At 37.6% G+C, this 17628-nt stretch carries 16 protein-coding genes and 1 pseudogene; 4 read left to right on the top strand and 13 right to left on the bottom strand.

Going from position 1 to position 17628, the window contains the following annotated elements; all coding sequences use genetic code 11:
* The first annotated feature begins 18 nt into the window (after positions 1–18).
* Positions 19–1533, top strand: coding sequence for a serine hydrolase (locus tag OCK74_RS14380; RefSeq protein ID WP_279297745.1), 1515 nt, complete (start codon positions 19–21; stop codon positions 1531–1533).
* Positions 1534–1620: 87 nt separating this feature from the next.
* On the opposite strand, the gene OCK74_RS14375 is transcribed toward OCK74_RS14380, so the two are convergent.
* The 8 genes and pseudogenes from OCK74_RS14375 to OCK74_RS14340 form a co-directional block, all read right to left on the bottom strand.
* Complete coding sequence (locus tag OCK74_RS14375) at positions 1621–3288, bottom strand: glutamine--tRNA ligase/YqeY domain fusion protein (RefSeq protein ID WP_279297744.1); 1668 nt, start codon at positions 3286–3288, stop codon at positions 1621–1623.
* Between the two features lie 161 nt (positions 3289–3449).
* On the bottom strand, positions 3450–4091 hold the full coding sequence (locus OCK74_RS14370; RefSeq protein ID WP_279297743.1) for an acetate uptake transporter: 642 nt from the start codon (positions 4089–4091) through the stop codon (positions 3450–3452).
* A gap of 172 nt (positions 4092–4263) precedes the next feature.
* Positions 4264–5718, bottom strand: a complete 1455-nt coding sequence (locus tag OCK74_RS14365; RefSeq protein WP_279297742.1) for a YitT family protein — start codon at positions 5716–5718, stop codon at positions 4264–4266.
* Positions 5719–5803: 85 nt separating this feature from the next.
* Positions 5804–6844, bottom strand: a complete 1041-nt coding sequence (locus OCK74_RS14360; RefSeq protein WP_279297741.1) for a response regulator — start codon at positions 6842–6844, stop codon at positions 5804–5806.
* Entirely contained in the window at positions 6819–7217 is a 399-nt protein-coding gene (locus OCK74_RS14355) for a response regulator (protein ID WP_279297740.1), read from the bottom strand. The genes OCK74_RS14360 and OCK74_RS14355 overlap by 26 nt, the downstream gene beginning before the upstream one ends.
* Before the next feature lie 32 nt (positions 7218–7249).
* Positions 7250–8491 (bottom strand): sensor histidine kinase, encoded by a 1242-nt coding sequence (locus tag OCK74_RS14350; RefSeq protein WP_279297739.1) that lies wholly within the window; start codon positions 8489–8491, stop codon positions 7250–7252.
* A gap of 178 nt (positions 8492–8669) precedes the next feature.
* A pseudogene (locus OCK74_RS14345) lies at positions 8670–8810 on the bottom strand (ATP-binding protein); the annotation flags it as partial.
* A 261-nt stretch (positions 8811–9071) separates the two neighbouring features.
* The gene (locus OCK74_RS14340; protein WP_279297738.1) at positions 9072–9926 is read right to left on the bottom strand and encodes a dienelactone hydrolase family protein; all 855 of its coding nucleotides are present in this window, start codon (positions 9924–9926) and stop codon (positions 9072–9074) included.
* Positions 9927–10104: 178 nt separating this feature from the next.
* On the opposite strand from OCK74_RS14340, the gene OCK74_RS14335 reads away from it, so the two are divergent.
* Complete coding sequence (locus OCK74_RS14335; protein WP_279297737.1) at positions 10105–11778, top strand: M28 family metallopeptidase; 1674 nt, start codon at positions 10105–10107, stop codon at positions 11776–11778.
* Between the two features lies 1 nt (position 11779).
* On the opposite strand, the gene OCK74_RS14330 is transcribed toward OCK74_RS14335, so the two are convergent.
* Both OCK74_RS14330 and OCK74_RS14325 read right to left on the bottom strand, forming a co-directional pair.
* Entirely contained in the window at positions 11780–12226 is a 447-nt protein-coding gene (locus OCK74_RS14330; protein WP_279297736.1) for a pyridoxamine 5'-phosphate oxidase family protein, read from the bottom strand.
* A gap of 72 nt (positions 12227–12298) precedes the next feature.
* A complete protein-coding gene (locus tag OCK74_RS14325; RefSeq protein ID WP_279297735.1) occupies positions 12299–12673 on the bottom strand; it encodes a putative zinc-binding protein in 375 nt (124 codons plus the stop codon).
* Between the two features lie 162 nt (positions 12674–12835).
* On the opposite strand from OCK74_RS14325, the gene OCK74_RS14320 reads away from it, so the two are divergent.
* Positions 12836–13339 carry a hypothetical protein gene (locus OCK74_RS14320; RefSeq protein ID WP_279297734.1) on the top strand — a complete coding sequence of 168 codons (504 nt, stop codon included), beginning with the start codon at positions 12836–12838 and terminating at the stop codon, positions 13337–13339.
* A gap of 11 nt (positions 13340–13350) precedes the next feature.
* Here the strand turns inward: OCK74_RS14320 and OCK74_RS14315 are convergent, their stop codons facing one another.
* Positions 13351–13932: a DUF4202 domain-containing protein gene (locus OCK74_RS14315; RefSeq protein ID WP_279297733.1), complete on the bottom strand. Its 582-nt coding sequence runs from the start codon at positions 13930–13932 to the stop codon at positions 13351–13353.
* 89 nt (positions 13933–14021) lie between these two features.
* Entirely contained in the window at positions 14022–14351 is a 330-nt protein-coding gene (locus tag OCK74_RS14310) for a cupin domain-containing protein (protein WP_279297732.1), read from the bottom strand.
* Positions 14352–14603: 252 nt separating this feature from the next.
* Between OCK74_RS14310 and OCK74_RS14305 the strand changes: the two genes are divergently transcribed.
* Complete coding sequence (locus tag OCK74_RS14305; RefSeq protein ID WP_279297731.1) at positions 14604–14840, top strand: hypothetical protein; 237 nt, start codon at positions 14604–14606, stop codon at positions 14838–14840.
* Positions 14841–14960: 120 nt separating this feature from the next.
* On the opposite strand, the gene OCK74_RS14300 is transcribed toward OCK74_RS14305, so the two are convergent.
* Positions 14961–17366, bottom strand: a complete 2406-nt coding sequence (locus OCK74_RS14300) for a DUF5686 family protein (RefSeq protein WP_341483196.1) — start codon at positions 17364–17366, stop codon at positions 14961–14963.
* Positions 17367–17628: the final 262 nt, after the last annotated feature.

Raw genomic sequence — 17628 nt, 5'->3', positions numbered from 1 at the left:
AACATTTCTTTATTAAGAATGAAAAAGCTTTACTTGTTGCTTTCCTTTATTATTATAAAGCAGATTGCAACTGCACAAGTACCCGACTTTATTAAAGATAGCTTAGACAAGTATATTCAACAGGGATTGAAAGACTGGGCTTTACCAGGATTATCCATTGTTATTGTAAAAGATGGCAAAACAGATATTTTAAAGGGTTATGGTGTTCGAAACATTCAAACCAGGGAGCCTGTTGACGAGCATACGCTGTTTATGATCGCCAGTAATACGAAGTTGTTTACAGGAACAGCATTATCTCTTTTAGAAACCAGAGGGAAGCTTTCTTTGAACGATCCGATCACTAAATATTTTCCTGACTATAGACTGTATGATTCCACAAGTACCAGACTAGTTACAATACGGGATTTGCTATCTCACCGGATTGGAACTAAAACCTTCCAAGGTGATATGACCTTTTGGAATACAAAACTGAACAGGCAGGAAATCATGCAACGCATGGGATTGCTGAAACCATCACAAGTATTCCGGCAGGATTATGGTTATTGCAATAGTTGCTACTTAACCGCAGGAGAGGTAATTCCAATAGTAACTGGCAAAAGCTGGGAAGATTTTATCAGAGATAGTATTGTATTGCCATTGCAAATGAAAAGTACTATGATACTTTCAACAGGAATTGGAGAACAGAAGAATGCAGCTACTCCTTATACAACAAGCTACACAGGAACTTTGCAGAAAGTACCCTACGACAATTGGAATAATCTCGCCCCTGCGGCATCTATTATCAGTAATGTAAGCGATCTTTCACACTGGCTATTGCTGCAGTTGGACAGCGGACGCTTCAAAGGGCGGCAGATCTTGCCTTTTCAAGTCTTACAAAAGACCAGGGATATCAATATAATAACCAGTAGCCGCAAATCCTCAATATTTCCAATACATTTCAGAGGCTATGGATTAGGGTTAACAGCATATGATTACAACGGCCGTGCTGTATATTCCCATACTGGTGGTGCAGCCGGAATGGTAAGCAATGTGTGTTTTGTACCTGAGGAAAGATTAGGGATTGCGATTTTAACCAATAACGACAACCAGGGATTCTTTGAAGCGCTACGTTACCAAATTCTCGACGCATATTTAGGAATGCCATATGTAAACCGCAGTTTGCAACAGCTGCCCGGCTTTAAAAAAGGAATGGAGGAACAGCTGAATAATATTGACGGCTGGAAAGCAAGAATAAAGAATAAAAAGCCGGAGCTACCATTAAACTCCTACACAGGTGTTTATAACAATGAATTATATGGAACCATCACTATTACCCAGACTGGGAATAAATTAAAAATCAGCTTCAATACACACCCTGATTTGCATGCGACATTAGTTTACATGGATAATGGAGAATGGCTTATGCAATATAATAATATTGAATATGGAATATTTTCAGTCCGATTTGAAATCAGTAATGGGAAAGTTCAGGCAGTAGTAACAAAGCAAAATGAATACGTAGAAACAGATGGCTACAGATTCACGAAAGGATAACATAATAATCACATACCCTGTTTTCTGTTATTATGCCTAGTTGGAAACAGAAAACAGGGTAGCTACATTTTTTCAATTTTCAAAACATTATCCCTTTTTCTGCTCTTTTGCCCAAGTATCTTTAAGGGTTACAGTCCTGTTGAATACCAACCGCGCATATGTATCTTTTGTATCCAAGGTGAAATAACCTTTCCTAAGAAACTGGTAGCGTTCGTTCATTTTTGCATTTTTCAATGCTGGTTCAGCATAAGCTGTAGTTACTGTTTGCAGAGAATTTTCATTTATATAATCTTTAAAATCTCCTTCTTCACTAGAAGGGTCCTCCACCTGGAATAAACGATCATATAGCCGCACCTCGGCAGTTATAGCGTTTTGCACTGCTACCCAATGCAGGGTGCCTTTGACATTAATTCCAGAAGTATCGCTTCCGCTTTTACTCTCAGGGATATAGGTGCAATGTAGTTCAGTGATATTACCAGCTTCGTCCTTGATAGCTTCATCGCATTTGATAATATATGCATGTTTCAAACGTACCATGCCGCCAGGGAAAAGACGGAAAAACTTCTTTGGCGGGTTTTCCATAAAATCCTCACGTTCTATGTACAATTCTTTTCCAAAAGGAATTTCACGGTTAGCGCTTGCCGGATCTTCGGGATTATCTTCACCAACCAGCATTTCAGCACCTTGTGTTTCGGGGTAATTTGTTATGACCACTTTTAATGGGTCGAACACAACCATACGCCGGAGGGCCACTTTATTTAAATGCTCGCGCACACAAAACTCCAGAAGGCCAACATCAATAAGATTTTCTCTTTTCGCTACACCAATGCGGTCGCAGAAATCCCGGATCGATTCAGGCGTATATCCCCTACGGCGTAGACCACTAATTGTAGGCATGCGAGGGTCATCCCAGCTTTCAACATATTTCTCCTGTACTAATTGCAGTAGTTTGCGTTTGCTCATTACTGTATAGGTGAGGTTCAAACGAGCAAATTCATATTGCCTGGAAGGAAATATTTCCAATTTATTTATAAACCACTCATACAGTTCACGATGGGGAATAAATTCCAGAGTACAAATTGAGTGTGTAACATTTTCAATGCTATCGCTTTGGCCATGAGCAAAGTCGTACATTGGGTAGATGCACCATTTATCAGCAGTACGGTGATGATGGGCATGCTTGATACGGTAGATAACTGGATCGCGCATGTGCATGTTTGGACTAGCCATATCAATTTTTGCACGAAGCACCCTAGAACCATCGGGATATTTTCCAGCTCTCATTTCTTCGAAAAGCTGAAGATTTTCTTCGATACTGCGGTTTCGAAAAGGACTATCTTTTCCTGGTTCAGTGGGCGTACCTTTCATAGCAGCAATCTCTTCAGCCGAAGAGTCGTCTACGTAAGCCAGTCCTTTGCGAATTAGCGTAAGGGCAAAGGCATACAATTGCTCAAAATAATCTGAAGCAAAAAGCTCGTTTTTCCATTCAAAGCCCAACCATTTTACATCTTCTTTGATACTTTCAACATATTCAGTTTCTTCAGTTACAGGGTTTGTATCATCGAACCGAAGGTTTGTGTAACCACCGTATTTTTTGCTTAAACCAAAGTTCAGGCAAATGCTTTTAGCATGACCTATATGTAAATAGCCATTCGGCTCCGGAGGAAAACGGGTTATAATGGAATTATATTTTCCACTCTTTAGATCCTCTTCAATGATCTCTTCTATAAAATTCAAACTTTTTTCTTCGCTCATGCAACTGTTTTAAGGTTGGCAAATATAAAATTTAGTTTATAGAGGTCAGTTGTGGTTTTTATTTTTTGAACAGTTATCAGTGTTTATGCTATAAAAACAACGCCCCAGTTGCATAATTCAGTAACTGGGGCATTGTCATTTCTTTTAATTATGACACTCGTTTAATTAACTATTGATGACTCCTTTGAATTCCGGGTAAGTTGAAGAGGACCCAATTTTTCTATTGGCCCTAAGGGCAGTATCGTTTTGCCATACACCTCGTTAATAACCTGAGCAGCACCAGTATAGACAGCGGCCAATCCACAAAAGATCCCATCAACTCCTGCAAAGTGCTTCAGGGTAATACTTTCGGTAGCATCACCAATAGCGAGCAAAAAGAAGAGTACTGTCAAGGAAGCAAAAACTACCTGCAAAGCCCGACTGATCCTTATTGTGCCTATAAAGAGTAAAGAAGTAAAAATGCCCCAAATTGCTAAGTAAGCCGCCATGGCAGAATTGGATGGAGCAGCCATCCAGCCTAATTTAGGCAATACGATCAGAGCGACTAAACTTAGCCAGAAAAAACCATAAGATGTGAAAGCCGTCAATCCGAAAGTATTTCCTTTTTTGGCTTCCAGAACACCTGCGCAAACCTGTGCGAGTCCACCATAAAAAATTCCCATGCCCAGAATCATTGCATTCATTTCGAATAAGCCTGTATTATGCAGGTTTAATAAAATAGTGGTCATACCAAATCCGAAGAGTCCAAGTGGTGCCGGGTTAGCAGTAGTATCCTTAACGGATAGAGCACTGTTGTGCGTCATTTACAAAGATTTTAATTCAATAAATTTTGTGTCAAGTCAAATACCGGTTTGCAAAATTGGAGTCTGGACTTTTTGGGCAAGCATAAAAAAGTCAGATAATAACATGAGATAAAACAGTTATTTATTAAAAGGACCAGAAGCGGAAACAAACATGTCTGATTTAAGATATCTTTTAATGATCCTGGCGACGGCTTAAAATTCCACCTGCGGCTTCACGGATGGTGTTAGCAAATACGAAGGCATTGCTATCTGTTTCAAAAACCAAGGTTTTAAGCTTACGAAGCTCAAGGCGGGATACAACAATGAAGATTATATCGCAATCTTTACCTAATTCAAAATTATTGGGCAAAAACCCTCTTTCCCCTTTATAAATAGTAATTGCCCTGCCCATTTCATTTAAAATGCGGTGTTTTATAGTTTCACTATGTCCCGACACAATTGTTACCCCCGTATGAGCCTCTATTCCCTCAATTACATAATCAATGGTGCGGGAAGCGGTAAAATAGGTAAGAATAGAGTAGAGAGAGGTTTCAATGCCAAAGCGGAATGCTGCAAACGTAAATATGATAACATTAATGGCTAAAATAAACTCTGCAATAGTAAAAGAAGTGCGCCTGGAGGCATATAGAGCCAATACTTCAGACCCATCCAAGGCGCTTCCTGACCTTAGTACTAAACCAGCTCCAAGGCCAATAAAAAAACCACCGAATATGGAAATGAGCAATTTATCGGAAGTAATGACAGGGTATTTGATCAAAAGCAAACAGGCACCCAACAATAAAACGGAAAAAAGTGTTTTGTATGCAAACCGGTGGCTAACTACAAAATATCCCAAACCAATCAAAGGTAAGTTCAGAAGAATGGTGGTCAATGCAAGGTCAAAATGATAAATTTCGTGCACCAGTAAAGCAACGCCTGTAATGCCGCCGTCAAAGAATAAATTAGGCACCAGAAATCCTTTTAATCCAAACCCGGCAATGATAGCACCCAGAATGATTGAAATATAATCACGAATTTCTCTTCTTTTCTTACTTTTTGGTTTTTGTTTCTTCTTACTACCTGCTTTGAGCAGATTCAGATTTTTGACCTTTCCCTCATTGCACTCTGTTTTTGCCTGCTCGGTAAAATATTGATGGGATTCGAGAAACCCAATTTGTTTAGCCTTCCACTCTTCCCGATTATTAATCAAGCCAGTTTCCCGTAATTCTTTATACAATCTTTCAGCAATCATGAAATACCGGTCTGTACCTAAATAAAATAAGTCAGCATCACACAGAAGAGCTGCCAGCTTATCTTTGGGCGTCTGAGGGAGTTTTGTAGCCATAATCAAAGAGCATATCTGCTCTATTTGTGGCTGTGTGAATTCATAATTGGGAAGGAATTTTCTAGCCAGTTCGCAGGATTGTTCCTCATGATTATCGTATGCTTCCAGGAAGCCAGAATCATGAAAAGCTGCTGCAGTATACAACAGGATTGCCTCTCCGTCGGCAAAGGTTTCATTCTTTGATAAATGCTGTACCGCCTGAACCACATCTTTAGTATGCTCAGCATTATGAAAAGCAAGGTTCTTTGGTAACTCAAGCTCCAATTTTCTAATTACAAAAGAATAGGCTTTTTCAAATTGCATGTCGAATACAATTAGGTGGCATTCTGAAGACAGATTGAATATAAATAATCTTGCTGTATTTATTAAATATTTGTTGAACAAGAAATCATTTCAACACTTCATACACTATGGAAGGATGGATTTTGTTTTTAAAGGTAAACTCGCCTATTTTTCTACATTCAAAAGATTCTTTTATTTTCTCATAAGAGGATGAACAGATTAATATTTGTCCTTCACCGGCAACTGATTGCAAGCGCTGCGCGGTATTTACGACATCGCCGATAACTGTATAATCCAAACGGCGAAGGGTTGCTGAACCGATATTACCACAAATCATTTCTCCGCTATTTACTCCAATGGAAACCTTTGGAGAAAAACCGTTCTGTATAGGTTCCTTTGGAACTTTTTCTAATTCTGAACGTACGGAAAGACATGCTTCAATGGCTCTGTCCAAATGGAAATCACCCCGAAAGACCGCCATTATTGCATCGCCAATGAATTTATCAATATGTCCACCTTGTGCAATAATCTCCTTTACCATTACATCAAAATACTTGTTTAATATCCTAATCACACCATCAGCAGGTTGATTTTCACTGATCGAAGTAAAACTACAAATGTCTATAAATGCCACTGTAGCTTCAATTGTTTCATTTGCAAGAAGAGCAGACTCAAACTCCAACCGGCTCATAAAATTTAGCACTGACTCATCTACATACATCCTTAAAATATGATTTTCACGAATGGCCTTCAGAGTTTCTTTTAATTCGCCGACATGCTGAATAGTTTTTTCTATTGTTAATTCCAGATCATTAAAATTCACAGGTTTACATACGAAGTCAAAAGCCCCCCTATTCATGGCCGTGCGTATATTTTCCATATCACCATAAGCAGATACCATAACGGTTTTCACCAAAGGATTAGATTCCCTTATTTTGTTCAGCAATGTTAATCCGTCTATTTCCGGCATATTGATATCACTAAGCACGACATCTACATCCGGATTTTGTTGCAATTTATTCAAGGCATCTCTCCCATTTAAGGAAAAGATAAATTCATATTTATTTTCCCGAATCTGGCGCCGGAACTTTTGCTTGATCAGCAACTCCAGATCGGGTTCATCATCGGCTACTAATATTTTGGCCATTCACTTTTATTTTTAATTTTTCTTTCAAAAGGCTAAAGTCAATCGGTTTAGTAATAAAGTCATCAGCCCCTAGATTCATCGCACTATTATAGCTTTCTGCATCAGCATACGCAGTAATCATTATCACTACAGGAGGGGGAGATTGGAACTTCTGTTTTATTAGTTTTAACAGTTCCAATCCACTCATGCCAGGCATATTGATATCAGAAAGTATCAGCACTGCTTCCTGGTCATGCTGGTCAAGATAATAAAGAGCTTCTTCTCCCGAAAAAGCAAAAGCGAATTCAACAATCCCTTCTTTAATTTCTTTACGGAAGCGCTGTTCAAACAACAGTTCCATATCCTTTTCATCATCTACAACCAATATTTTCATATAAGCAGATTTGATTAGTATTTAAAAATTAGCTAATTAACGCCAACAGGTAAATGAATAATAAATTCAGCAAACTCTCCTTCTCTTGTTTCAACAATAAGCTCCCCACTATGCTTTTTAGTAACAATATCATAGCTAAGAGAGAGCCCTAAACCAGTTCCTTCGCCAGTTGGTTTCGTTGTATAAAATGGTTGAAATATCTTGCCCATAACATTTTCTGGTACACCAACCCCGTTGTCTTTTACTCTTATTTCGACCTTATCAGTCAGTCTTTTTGTACACACAGATACTGTAGGCTCATAACCAATAATTTGGCGCTTTTTCTTTTCATTTACTGCATAAAATGCATTATTGAAGATATTCAACAGCACTCTGCCAATGTCCTGTTGAATGATATTTATCCTTCCGACTCCTGGATCAAAATTAGTTATGAGCGCAACATTAAAAGCTTTATCTTTTGCTCTTAGGCCATGATAACTCAATCGAAGATATTCATCGACCAGAGCATTAAGATCGGCAAGTTCCTTTTTTCCAGCTGATGCTCTTGAATGCTGCAGCATATTTTTTACAATTGCATCAGCCCTTTTTCCATGGTGATGAATTTTCAGGTTATTGGCTTTGATGTCTTCAATAACATTCATAACTTCTTTTGTTTTTCCAGAAAGTAATTCCTTCACCATTTCCAGGATCAATTCTTCATTTACTTCTGAAAAATTATTCACGAAGTTTAAAGGGTTTTGGATCTCGTGGGCAATTCCTGCCGTCAGTTCGCCTAATGAAGCCATTTTTTCCTTTTGGATGAGCTGAGACTGTGTTTGTTTCAATGCTGATAGAGCTTCCTGCAATTCTTCCTTTTGTTGGGTTAATTCCAGTGTCCGCTCCTGCACCAGCGCTTCCAGTTTAGCTTTCAGTTCAGCATCCATGCGAATACGAGCGGCTTCCTCTTCCTGATGTTGCCGATCCTTTAAAAGTGCCTTCTTTTGTTTATTGGATAAGATGAGCAGAGCGATCATCCAAGTAAAGGCTGCTGTATAAAAATAATCACTGTAGTCTTCAATAGTAAGGTAATAATCTGCCCAAATAACCTGAGAAAGACTCACCAGGAAAGATACCATCACCATCGGTAAAATGGCATAAAGGACTTGCCTAACATGTGCGAGATTAAAAATTCTAAAACTTGCTACGATGAATGCTAACAATATTATATCCCAAATTAAGATAATTAAATTCTCCCGTGGTAGGGTTATTGTGAGGATAAATAAAGCGGCAACCACGTATTGTGCCCAAAGCAGCTGTTTTTGCCACTTAGGATGGGGAGAAAAATCATTTAATGTTCTGCGCAGATACCTTAACAGGAAAAAAAGCAGAATCGGTTCAAAAGACATAAGGTGTACGTTTTAATTATTGCCGTATTCATTACAATATTTATTTACAGCAAATAAAGGAACTTACTTAAAAATCATTTCTCAAAGGCAACTGTACAATAAACTCAGCATATTCACTGTCTTTAGTTTCAACTTTAATTTCACCACCATGTATTTTAGTAATGATGTCATAACTTAAAGATAGCCCCAATCCTGTTCCTTCTCCTGTTGGCTTTGTAGTAAAGAGGCTTGTCTGTTTAGATCATCAATTTTTTCTTGCAAAGTTTTATGGTTAGAATCAGAGGACATAATGACTTTTGTAGACTCGGGTATTTATCAAACCATATAAAACTCCCATTGAATTCTGTCAGGATACTGAAATGCTACGTACATTTTTTTAAGGTAAAATATAACTTTCTAGGCTCCGAATTCAATTATAAGACTGCATATCTAAATCTAAGTGCAGTTAACCATTTATATCTTCTACTTTTTATTGCTCGAACACTTTTGCCAAGAACACCTTCATATCGTTCCAAGATGCGCTGTCCGCAGCCGGATTATAGGCAATAGGCATATTGAACTTTTTTCCTGTTTCAGTTGCAGCTGGATTTGTAAAAGCATGTGTTGCTCCCTGATACACTTTAAATGTATAATCTGCACCAATAGATTCCATGTTTTTGTTAAACGCATCTACATCCTTTTGCGGCACAAAACTATCTGCGCCACCATGGCAAACCAAAACTTTCGCTTTTAAAAGTTCCTTTTTAGCTGGGACTCCTTGCAATGCTCCATGAAAGCTCACAACGCCATCCAAATCTGCACCCAGTTTTGCTGCATTTAAGACAACCGCCCCCCCAAAGCAATAACCAATGGCTGCTACTTTGGAAGTATCAGATTGAGGGTAAGTTTTAATTCTAGCCAGCGCTGCATCTAAGCGAGTTTTAGCCAACTGTGGATCTTGAAAAAAGGGTCCGGCCAATTGCTGAGCTTCTTGGGGGTTATTGGCTAGTTTACCATCGCCATACATATCTACGGCCATAGCAAGATATCCCATTTCTGCCAATAGCTTAGCCCTCATACGGGGGTAATCGTTCAATCCCCACCATTCAGGAACTACTAAAACTATAGGACGCTTGCCTTCCTGATTTTCATTATAAGAGACATAACCTTTCATTTCAGTATTGCCCACTTTATAGTTTACTGAATCTTCTTTTATGGCGGCTTCCCTTTCAATAGATGTATCAGATTTGGCAGAAGTTTGGTGCCCGGCAGATTGTTGATTATTACAAGAAAGAACACTAATGCCTGCTGTAAAGACAAGGAGTATTTGAGAAAGCATCTTCATCGTGTTTCGTTTTAATGAATTATCCAGCTCACAAGAACCAACACACTTATAAAGTTCTATAAAAATGATGAATGTTCATAAGGCGATCAAAAAATCACAAAAGTTAGAATTGCTTTAAAAGCTCAATTTTTCCAATCAAATTATCAACTAATTTTAAATCAGGTCATAATCATTTATAATGCAATTCCTGAAGTACTATTTCGTTTTTATGTTGCTAGCATCCTTTTCAGCCTGCAACACAACGCATCAAAACAATATTTTTCCTTCCGAAGCATTTGATGCAAAAAGATTGGGAAAGCATATAGAGCAGTTAGCCTCAGACAGCTTTCTTGGACGTAAACCCTTTACAACAGGTGAAATCAGAACAATTACGTACCTGGAAGAGCAATATAAAAAAATCGGCCTAGAACCTGGAAATGCCAACAGTTACTTCCAAAAGGTGCCCATGATAAGTATCACTTCGGTAGCTTCTCCCCAAATAATTGTGCAGACAAAAAATGACCACTTTTTTTTGAATGGCCCTGATGATTATGTGATTTGGAGTGGAATTAACAAGCCAATGGTTTCTTTGGAACAAGACGAGGTAATCTTTGCCGGTTATGGTATAGTGGCGCCTGAATACAATTGGAATGATTATGCTGGTATTGATGTTAAAAATAAAGTAGTGCTGGTACTGGCTAATGAACCAGGATATGATGGCAGTGATTCTTCTCTTTTCAAAGGTCTCACTATGACCTACTATGCAAGATGGACTTACAAGTTGGAAGAGGCTGCCCGCCAAGGGGCCAAAGCCTGCCTGATGATACACTCGTTTAAAAGTACAGGACAAGCATTCAGTATCATTCAAAATGGGTGGAATGCCACACGCTTACGGTTAAATGAACAGTCAGGAAATGCGACTCAATGCCCTATTTCAGGATGGATATCGGAACAGGCTGCACAAAAGATTTTCGGAGCAGCAGAAGTTGATAGTTCAATTATTTATTCTGCCGGTAAGAGGGGGTTTCATCCTATGCAACTGAATGTAAAGGTTTCTGCAAATATTCGCGTGAAAACAGTATATAATCAATCGAATAATGTGATTAGCAAAATTTCTGGGTCAAAATGGCCTGATGAATACATTATTTACACAGCTCATTGGGATCATTTTGGCATTGGCAGGCCTGATGAGAAAGGAGACTCCATCTATAATGGAGCCCAAGACAATGCTTCCGGAGTTGCAGGTTTACTGGAAATTGCCGCGGCATTTAAAAGCATGTCGAAAAGGCCAAAACGCACCATTATTTTCTTGGCACTTACAGCAGAAGAACAAGGGTTATGGGGGTCAGATTATTATGTTCATCATCCTCTTTTTCCTATTCAAAAGACATTAGCCAATATTAATATTGATGGGTTAAACCCTTTTGAAAAAACAGTGGATATGACTATAGTTGGCCAGCCACAATCGGACCTGGAAGATCTTTTGAAAGATGCAGCAGCAAAAATGGGGAGAACAGTTGTTTATGATGGAGCGCCTGCCTCCGGATATTACTTTAGATCTGACCAATTCAATTTTGCCAGGGTCGGCATACCAGCTATTTATGCCGGTTCTGGTTCAAATGTAATAGGCAAAGGTGTAGAATATGGCAAAAAATGGAAAGAAGAATATGGCAAAAATCACTATCACCGTCCCTCAGACGAATACAATCCTGCAACATGGACCATGGAAGCTGCAATTGAAGATATTAAGCTTCTATTTATGCTTGGAAAACGGATTGCGTCACAAAAGACCTGGCCCAAATGGAGAAAAGACTCTGAATTTAATTCTGTGCGAGATACTATAAATTTAAAATATGAAAATAAGGCCCTATAATTTAATTAGAATGATTTAATGCCAACTCTCCCCTTTCCCACAGGATTTTTGTGCCAAACCCTTTAGTATTATCAGTCATTTTAATAGATTCAAGTAAAATTGTATATAATTCTCCTGATTTGGCCAATGCAAAAGGAAACTTTTTGTGATAATCAGCACTTGCATTCTGGCATAATGCATCCTCAGAAGGCAAAACGACCCCTGTATACTGAATACCTCTCAAAGCAAGGTAATTTAGTTTGCCTGGCAATATGGTCCCTGCAACATGCGGTCTTTGGGTGAGAAACTTTGAATGGTCGGAGGAAGGAGACGATTTAAAATATAACAAGCCCTCACTACTATTGAAAGCATAAAAACAATTGAAGGAATAAGGAAAACCCTTTTCATCCAGGCAACAAACAGTTGCAACTTTCTGTTCTTTAATAAAATCTAAAATTGATGCATTCATAAGTTTAATTTCATTTCAAAATCAATAGATAAGATATCGGTGATATTGCATTTTATATCAAACGCATTGTTGTTAACAGTTAACAATTATCTTTTCTTCCAACTGATTTAAGATTTTATCAGCTTCCTCCTTGTCGAAATCTACATGTTGCATTTTCTTTACCCCATAACCTGTAAGATCAATATGAACATCTGGTGTTAGATTGTGATTATCCAAACATGCTTTGCAACAAGCAAGAGGACATCCGTCTATGGCTATGATCTTTCTACCAGACAGAGCCGTTTTCACTAACTTCTTAACATTGCCCCCTACTCCAGCAATACATGACATCTCGGCCATCTTCCTTCTGTCCATTTGAACAGCCAGGTAATTCGCCATCTGTGCGGCGCTGGAACACCCCGAGCAAGAATAAACTATAGGCAAGGTTTCTGAAGCTACACAGTTCATAGCACATTTTTTAAAAACTGCAATTAAAGAAGTTATTCATTGTTTAAGGAAAAAAATGACATGATTTTCGTCAATATCCAGATTTCCTAGTAACTAAAGCAACCAAATTTTAAATTATTCAGTCTTTCGGAGAAATCACCACGATTTTATATTTTTAATCACATGAAGCACATACTTGTTACATTATTACTGTTGCCCTTTTTTGCCTTAGGACAAAATAATTGCACTATAAAAAAAACTAAAGACCAGTTTAGCCAAGAACCTAAACTTTCTACAGGATTTTTAGAATTGAACACAGGGTCCCTGTCTGTGGATGCGGATAGCCGTGAGATTGACTTTTTCTTTGTAATGAAGAATCTTAATGAATCAAAATGTTTTGATGATGCATCTTCAGTATCGGTTCAGTTTGATGAAAGTCGTTCAAAACTTAATTTTCGGAACACAGGGACCATGAACTGCGAAGGACTATTCCATTTTACTTTTAAAAATGCCGCAATTCCACCATCTGCTTTACAAAGATTAGCAACTAAAAAAGTAACATCTTTTACTTTAACCGGTAGTAGTGAAGTCAAAACCGTGATTACTCTTACTGAACAACAAAAGGATCAGTTGATGCAGATGGTTTCATGCCTGTTAACAGAAGCAAAAACGTTGAGAAGTAGTTAGTAGTTTTAAAACTAACTACTTAATGCTTTACTTATTAATTCTTTACCTCTATCATTGTATTTAAGACTTAGAGCGGCATTCCGGCCAGGTTCAGTCATTTTATTCCAGGTTTTTTGCAATATCCTGATCATTGTTTCATCATCATGTTTTTGCAGAAATTCATTATACTGAAATTGTAAAAATACCAGGCAAAGTGCGTTTTCCATTACCTGCACTTCATAATCCGTCCGCAACTGCTTTTTCAAGATAATGTGTTGTACAGCTTTAATAGAGTTTTCATCCATACCTGCCTGTAGCATGAACTCTCCGGCTTTTTCAGCATGAAGCTTTGCCAAATCAGTCCGCCATTTATGATATCCAATTTTATCGGCCGGATATGTTTCACGAGGCTTTTGCCAACGTCCTATATGCTGGCACCGGGACGCCAGTAGCAAGACATCGCTAGCTGCAGGTTCCAGTTTTTTTACCCAATGGTACAGCTGTAATGCATAAAAATACTCATATGGATATGTTACTCCATCCACAACAATTTTCCGTGGATCCTGCCTGTTGTAATCGTCAAACAATTCAATTGCTGCCTCAACTTTGTTCATAAACTTTAAAACTTTTTAGCATCCTGTTAATCACAAGCACTTTTAACTATTACCCAATATTGAACTCCAGTATCTCGCCAACTTTATACTTATAGAAAGTCTTCTCTACATGGATTAAATACATCTATCAATATTCCCGCTTCTTTACATACTACACCATGAACAAGGTTCGATTCGACAAAAAAGGTATCTCCTTTTTGCAACTGTTTTGTATTGCCATTAATTGTAACATCAAACTTCCCTTCAGCAACATAACTTGACTGAATATGGGGATGTTGGTGCAAGTCACCAACAGCGTCTTTTTCAAATTGAACTTTTACCATCATCACATTTGGATCATAATTCATAATTTTCCTTCGAACACCGGGTGCAACAGTTTTCCATTCCAATGCTTCTTCTTCTTGAAATGCTTTGTTCATTTTTTTAATTTTTGATTGCAAACATAGGGAATGTAATAAAGTTATAAAGTGATTAATAATTTAAAACAGAATATGAAATTGGCCATCTCCTAGCTTAACATAGAATAATTGAAACATCGTCTCACCTGGTTATCTCTAAAAAGCATAAATTGTAATAAATGAAACTAACAAGCACATCGATTCCTATAAGGAGAATATAGATATGGAATCTTTTGGACTTTTTTTTGTTACTAAATTTTAAAACTAAGGATCATGAGAAACAACTCATTTGAAATTTTGGTAGACAATGTTCCCTATCGTGTAAGGGTTGAACCTTTTGAATTCAACACAGAGACAAGGTTCAAGATTACGTACAATGGTAATCAGGAGCACATTTTTACATGGGATTCCAGAATTGGGGGACTGGCAGCAATTGACGATGATTCTTCTACTCTACCAGATAATCTTGAAAGAGCTATTGCAGAAAGACTACAAGCTGGAAAATATTAATTTTATGTTTAATTTAAATAAAAAAGCTCTCGGTATTGCAACCGAGAGCTTTTTTATTGGAAGTCGCTATTTACTAAATACTAATTAGTATTATCTGACCATAATTTTAGTCAGTTAAAGTTAAAATGTAAGTCTAAAAGATCCAAACACACCAAAGTTGGAACTGTTATAATTGCCATTAAGTGAATTTTCTTGCGGCAGTACTCGCCAAAGAAAGTCGACACGAAGTAGTTTGAAGATATTATCCACTCCGGTTCCTACTTCTAAATAAGTGGTGCCATTGAGAGAACGCATAGGATAATTGCCAACAAAGTTTAATAGCTTGTTTCCTGGTGATATATCTCCCCACAAACCTTTTGCTGTCCAGAATTGTCTAAATTTCAACTTCCTCGTGAGCGAGAAATAACGGAAAAGCCCATTACCGACGATATGTTCAATATTAAATCCTGCGTATCGATCTTGAACATACTCATACCAGTTCATCATATTAAATGCATACCGGTTATAATAATAAATCTCATTACCTGGTGCAACATCTAAAAACATGTAAGGTAATGTTCCATAGGTCTTGCCAGCAAATACGTTGAGATATAGACTTCCCAAAGGAGCAATTTTAACATTATCGCTAATGCTAGCAGAAATCTTATGAAAATCATAGCCGCTATTGAATAAACTAGCAATCCCCTTGGTGTATTTTACCTCTGCAATTGGCAGAGGACTACCTAAGCTGGATCTGTAAAATGTATTCTCTAAAAATTTTTCAAGGTATGCAAAACGTATGCGCACAGAAGTCTCAAAGGAAGTTAGAGGTTGGCCATGGTTCGAAGTAAAATAAAACTTTTCAGGTAAATTTTGCACAGGTTCATATTGTTTGATCCTGGATGACACAAGTACAGAAATGCCTGGATTCCACTCTTTAAAAAAGTCAAGGCGTTCCTCTTTAAGCTTAATAAATTTTACTGGTACGCCTTCTTTTCGGATAGCCAGTGCAAAAATATTATCTGCACTAATTGCATCATAATAGTTCTGCCCATAGTCGAAATCATTGAAATATGAGCCATATACATACATTCTGGGATGCCTGTTAAAAAGGTACATGGCATCAAATTCCCCCTTCCACTTTCGGTCTCCAAAGCCATAAGCTGTATAACCATGAAAGACCACCTTTTTGCTAAAATGTCTGTTGGTTGCCAAATCAAAACGCAAGCGAAGCAACTCCTGCGAATTAAAGCTTACCCAATTTTGCCACGGACCTATTTGGTAATTGCCAATATTGTAATAGCCTGTACCAATAAAATTGATCACATTAGTAAATCGCTTGAACTGAGGCATTGCTACCAAAGTATCAACCATTTTATAAATTGATTTTTCAGTACTGGTTAATGGTTCATGCCGAACGTCTACCCAAAAGCTATCAGCCTTATCCATTACACCTTTTGGCAAAAGGGTTTCTTCCTGTATCTTGTTTTTAGCCAGTTCATTGCCTACGGATATATCGTTAATAACAATATCCCGGTAAGTAGTTGTCTTTCTACCAATGTAAGAAAGTCCAAGCTTACCCATCAGGTTAAAATCAACTACAAATTTATCTTTGGATAAGAACCAAGTGCTATCATTAAGCAACCGATATTCCTGAATCAAACTCAAGCGTTCAACATAATTAATATTGGCTTCTTTCGTCAATCGCAAGTTCATTTTTTGAATAGCAAATGAAGTATCGTGCACCCAGCAATCTCCTTCAAATGTATTTTGGCCTTTGTGCTTCGGGATAAAGAAAAAATGAATTAGCCTTCTACCTGCAACATATTGAGTATCAGCCACTTTGTAATTATAATAAGCATCTCCATCATCACTAATGGGGCTTATAAACTTTTTATCAAATACCGGAATAAAGTTGTTGTAAAAGTTTACATTTTGATCCATGCCTCCCAGCAGTTTTGAAACACTTTCATTATTAACGCCAATAGTTTTTACTGCCTTAAAAACTTCTCTTCTCTTTAGAGGGGTTTTCTGATAATAATAATCCGATATAGCTTCTGTAAGGTAAACAGGCAAAAAAGTAGAGCCTTCTGAAGAATCAATATTATCTAAAACGAAGGCGAATGGCTTAATTAATTTTTTATTGTTGAGCTTTTCTTTATTTACATTTTTAAGGTCTAGCTCTAACTTGTTGTATAATTCGTAGGAAAAGTTATTAAATCTGTATCGATCATTCTTAGGCTTATTCTTTACAATTCGTTTCCACATCTGTAAGCCACGATTTACTTTCTTTGTAACAACAACTCCGATATTGATCTTACCGGGCTCCATCTTAATTAAAAGACTAATGGTGTCACTAGCTCCGGCAACAGGATTAATAAAGACTTCGTAATCCTGGTACCCAACAGAAGTTATCAATAAAGTATCTTTTGGCCAGTGTTGAAATAAAAACATGAAGGTACCGGAAGAATCTGCTAATTTGCCTGCGCCACTCTTTTTAAACTGAACAGAAGCGAAAGGTACTGACTCATTACTATGGCGGTCCATAACAATACCCTTAAGTACCTTTTGAGCCGATGAGGAAAGAAAACCAAAGCAAATAAATAAAGCCGATAGAAACAAAAGCCTCACTTTTATGAATATCCACCTAATCATGCCCCAAAAATAAAATAAATGTCAGTGTGCTAAAGAGGAGATGAGATAAGAGTTTTCTGCATTTTAACAGTGCAAAACTGTTTCATCGTTAAAAAATTAGCATCCACATATTAGGCGAATTCAATTATTATCTCATTTAGAAAGCGAGTTCCCT

The sequence above is a fragment of the Paraflavisolibacter caeni genome, assembly GCF_025628885.1.
Classification (GTDB): Bacteria; Bacteroidota; Bacteroidia; order Chitinophagales; family Chitinophagaceae; genus Flavisolibacter; species Flavisolibacter caeni.
The sequence above is the reverse complement of the archived record's forward strand: the minus strand, read 5'-3'. Positions and strand labels throughout refer to the sequence as shown.

What these genes read in the sequence shown, in the direction of transcription:
- OCK74_RS14340 (WP_279297738.1), bottom strand. Translation starts at nt 9,926, where the DNA reads ATGAAGATGCTTTCTCAAATACTCCTTGTCTTTACAGCAGGCATTAGT.
- OCK74_RS14355 (WP_279297740.1), bottom strand. Translation starts at nt 7,217, where the DNA reads ATGAAAATATTGGTTGTAGATGATGAAAAGGATATGGAACTGTTGTTT.
- OCK74_RS14315 (WP_279297733.1), bottom strand. Translation starts at nt 13,932, where the DNA reads ATGAACAAAGTTGAGGCAGCAATTGAATTGTTTGACGATTACAACAGG.
- OCK74_RS14325 (WP_279297735.1), bottom strand. Translation starts at nt 12,673, where the DNA reads ATGAACTGTGTAGCTTCAGAAACCTTGCCTATAGTTTATTCTTGCTCG.
- OCK74_RS14305 (WP_279297731.1), top strand. Translation starts at nt 14,604, where the DNA reads ATGAGAAACAACTCATTTGAAATTTTGGTAGACAATGTTCCCTATCGT.
- OCK74_RS14330 (WP_279297736.1), bottom strand. Translation starts at nt 12,226, where the DNA reads ATGAATGCATCAATTTTAGATTTTATTAAAGAACAGAAAGTTGCAACT.
- OCK74_RS14380 (WP_279297745.1), top strand. Translation starts at nt 19, where the DNA reads ATGAAAAAGCTTTACTTGTTGCTTTCCTTTATTATTATAAAGCAGATT.
- OCK74_RS14365 (WP_279297742.1), bottom strand. Translation starts at nt 5,718, where the DNA reads ATGCAATTTGAAAAAGCCTATTCTTTTGTAATTAGAAAATTGGAGCTT.
- OCK74_RS14370 (WP_279297743.1), bottom strand. Translation starts at nt 4,091, where the DNA reads ATGACGCACAACAGTGCTCTATCCGTTAAGGATACTACTGCTAACCCG.
- OCK74_RS14375 (WP_279297744.1), bottom strand. Translation starts at nt 3,288, where the DNA reads ATGAGCGAAGAAAAAAGTTTGAATTTTATAGAAGAGATCATTGAAGAG.
- OCK74_RS14310 (WP_279297732.1), bottom strand. Translation starts at nt 14,351, where the DNA reads ATGAACAAAGCATTTCAAGAAGAAGAAGCATTGGAATGGAAAACTGTT.
- OCK74_RS14335 (WP_279297737.1), top strand. Translation starts at nt 10,105, where the DNA reads ATGCAATTCCTGAAGTACTATTTCGTTTTTATGTTGCTAGCATCCTTT.
- OCK74_RS14300 (WP_341483196.1), bottom strand. Translation starts at nt 17,366, where the DNA reads ATGGACCGCCATAGTAATGAGTCAGTACCTTTCGCTTCTGTTCAGTTT.
- OCK74_RS14320 (WP_279297734.1), top strand. Translation starts at nt 12,836, where the DNA reads ATGAAGCACATACTTGTTACATTATTACTGTTGCCCTTTTTTGCCTTA.
- OCK74_RS14360 (WP_279297741.1), bottom strand. Translation starts at nt 6,844, where the DNA reads ATGGCCAAAATATTAGTAGCCGATGATGAACCCGATCTGGAGTTGCTG.